This window comes from uncultured Leptotrichia sp., assembly GCF_938036635.1.
Taxonomy (GTDB): domain Bacteria; phylum Fusobacteriota; class Fusobacteriia; order Fusobacteriales; family Leptotrichiaceae; genus Leptotrichia; species Leptotrichia hongkongensis.
The window spans coordinates 1-2353 of record NZ_CALHQO010000550.1; the positions used below are offsets into that span (position 1 = coordinate 1).

Genomic DNA, 2353 nt, shown 5'->3' on the forward strand with positions numbered 1-2353 from the left:
GACTATAGGCTCAAAGTTTAGGTATGGAATTTCGAAGAAAGTCGCTACCGTCCGTCATCACTTAAGGAAAGGCTCAAAAAACATTGTCTTCAAACAAAACATCCGTTTGGTTGCCCAAGCGGATGTTTTTTTGTTTTATTTTGTTCCTGTTTCTTATTGCAGCTAAAAACAACAAAAACTATCATAGCTATTATTAAAATTTTTTTCAATTTTATCACTTCCCCAATGGATACAGAATTTTTTATGTTTTTTATTTTCTTAACAGTTCTTCTTAAACTTTTGCTTTGTAAATATTGGCTTCATTTAATTTCCATAATTCTTACCTATCAAAGAAATCAGATATATCATAAAAGAAACATAAATCGCCACTATCATTAAAAGATGCAATGGATAAAAGAAATAAAACATATATTTTGTAAATTTGTTATGAATACCCTGCTTTCCGTTGTAAAGCCATATTATCGGCAGTGAAAATATCGCAAATATCTGTGTTTTTATAAATATCTCATTTCCAAAAAAGTTAAACGGAAATTCAAGTCCAGGCATAATAAATATGTTTAGAAATACCATTAATACAGCCTGAAATATTATGTTTTTGTAATCTTTCCCCCTGAAAAAATAGAATATCAGAATAATTGCAATTCCATATCCTAAATAATCACTTCTTGCAAAATGTGCAATTATAGCAGTGATAATACTTATAACAGCTTTTGCAAAAAATTTTATTATTTTATTCATATTTTCTGATTTTTCGGTCTTTTCCAGTAAATTCATTCCACATAAGGCAATTCCGAAAGTCCATAATACATTGTTATATGGATAAAATACCATTATTTCTCCTTTTAATGCCAGACTTGCAAAAAGATTGAACGGAATTTCCGAAATAGCTGCAAAAATAAAAATACGTATTAAATATTTTTTTCTGTTTTTAGTCCTAAAAAATCCTTCCACGAGCATAAAGGCAAAAATAGGAAAGGCAAGTCTTCCAAGCACATTTAACCATATCTGATTAGGAAAAAATATATTCCACAGATGATCTGCCACCATAAATGTCATTGCCAGAATATGCAGGGTAAATGAATCTATCCCTTTAGAAAATATATCTTTTTTATTCATTTTTACTCCTATTTTACTATTTTAATAAGAAAGCCCCGATGATGTTATTTTTACTTTACCTGCACTTACTCCAAGAAAGGCTTCAAGTATTTCTTTTCCTGCATTTCTTAATTGAGCTGTAACTTTTGCATTTGGATTTTGCTGGTTTTGAGACTGATTCACAGCTAAAGTCATTCCTATTATTACCATTTGGTCATAAATATACTTTTTATCACTGTCACTCATTTTATCAAAGTCATCTACACCTTGAAGCACTGTTTTTAACTGATTTTGCAGAGGTTTCATATAATTATCATTCAGACTTACATTGTTATATGCCATATATGCTCCTGCTATTGCAGCTGCCAGTCCTGAAGACAGGTCATTTGTAGGTATTCCTACTGAACGTGCTACCTGCGGGAAAGAATCCTGCATCTGTTTCAGGTATGTTCTTGCTTCCCCTCTCTGTTTTGACGGATAGTTATTAACAAAATAATCAAGTCCTCTTGTATTTCCGTCCGATTTAAAAGTAATATTTGCTTTTGTTGTTTTTGGGGCTGTAGTTGAAGTTGCTGAACTTCCCGTTGTTTTTGTAGTTGTTTTTTTAGAATTTGATTTTTTCTTTGAAGAATAATCTCCTTTTTTAATGTGGCTTATTACTTCACTACCAAGTAAATAATTTCTTGTACTATTTATCACATTGTTTGTATAGTTAAAACTGTCTGACATATCATAATAAAATGCGTGTGCAGGCTGTGATACAAATATTCCCACTACAATAACTGCTGTAACAAATAGTTTTTTCAAGTTTACTTTCATAATTTTTACTCCTTGCTTAAAGTTATTTTTTAATTTTATGATATGTAATTCTGATTAAAATAAAATGAGAGTTTCTACTTTACTTTTTTCTTTCCATAGATATAAAACCAGGCTGCAAGAAATATAATTGAAGGCAGTAATGACATATTGCCGTTTGTTTTATTGCTATTATTAAAAACTTTGTTATGATTATCAAAAGTTTGCTGCAAAAGATTTTCCCGTAACGTATCGCTTGGCAAATTTGTAGGATCCATATAATAATCATATCCCATAAATGCATGTGACTGTTGTGATACAAATACTCCTGCTCCAATAATTGCTATAGCAAATAATTTTTTTAAATTTAATTTCATAGTTCTTACCTCCTAAAATCTGATTTTTTACATTTTCCCTCTTTTAATAAAACTTATTACAAAAAAACCTATTCCCACAGCCAAAA

The 2353-nt window shown here is 30.0% G+C and carries 3 protein-coding genes; all 3 read right to left on the bottom strand.

Features of this window, described 5'->3' with window-relative positions; translation table 11 throughout:
• Window positions 1-303: 303 nt before the first annotated feature.
• Entirely contained in the window at window positions 304-1116 is an 813-nt protein-coding gene (locus tag Q0370_RS11110) for a TraX family protein (protein ID WP_299575708.1), read from the bottom strand.
• Between the two features lie 21 nt (window positions 1117-1137).
• Entirely contained in the window at window positions 1138-1914 is a 777-nt protein-coding gene (locus Q0370_RS11115) for a DUF6683 family protein (RefSeq protein WP_299575710.1), read from the bottom strand.
• A 74-nt stretch (window positions 1915-1988) separates the two neighbouring features.
• Window positions 1989-2267, bottom strand: a complete 279-nt coding sequence (locus tag Q0370_RS11120; RefSeq protein ID WP_299575712.1) for a hypothetical protein — start codon at window positions 2265-2267, stop codon at window positions 1989-1991.
• Window positions 2268-2353 lie beyond the last annotated feature (86 nt).

Bases quoted from the DNA above. Each gene is read 5' to 3' on its own strand.
- Q0370_RS11115 (WP_299575710.1), bottom strand. From the start codon at position 1,914: ATGAAAGTAAACTTGAAAAAACTATTTGTTACAGCAGTTATTGTAGTG.
- Q0370_RS11120 (WP_299575712.1), bottom strand. From the start codon at position 2,267: ATGAAATTAAATTTAAAAAAATTATTTGCTATAGCAATTATTGGAGCA.
- Q0370_RS11110 (WP_299575708.1), bottom strand. From the start codon at position 1,116: ATGAATAAAAAAGATATATTTTCTAAAGGGATAGATTCATTTACCCTG.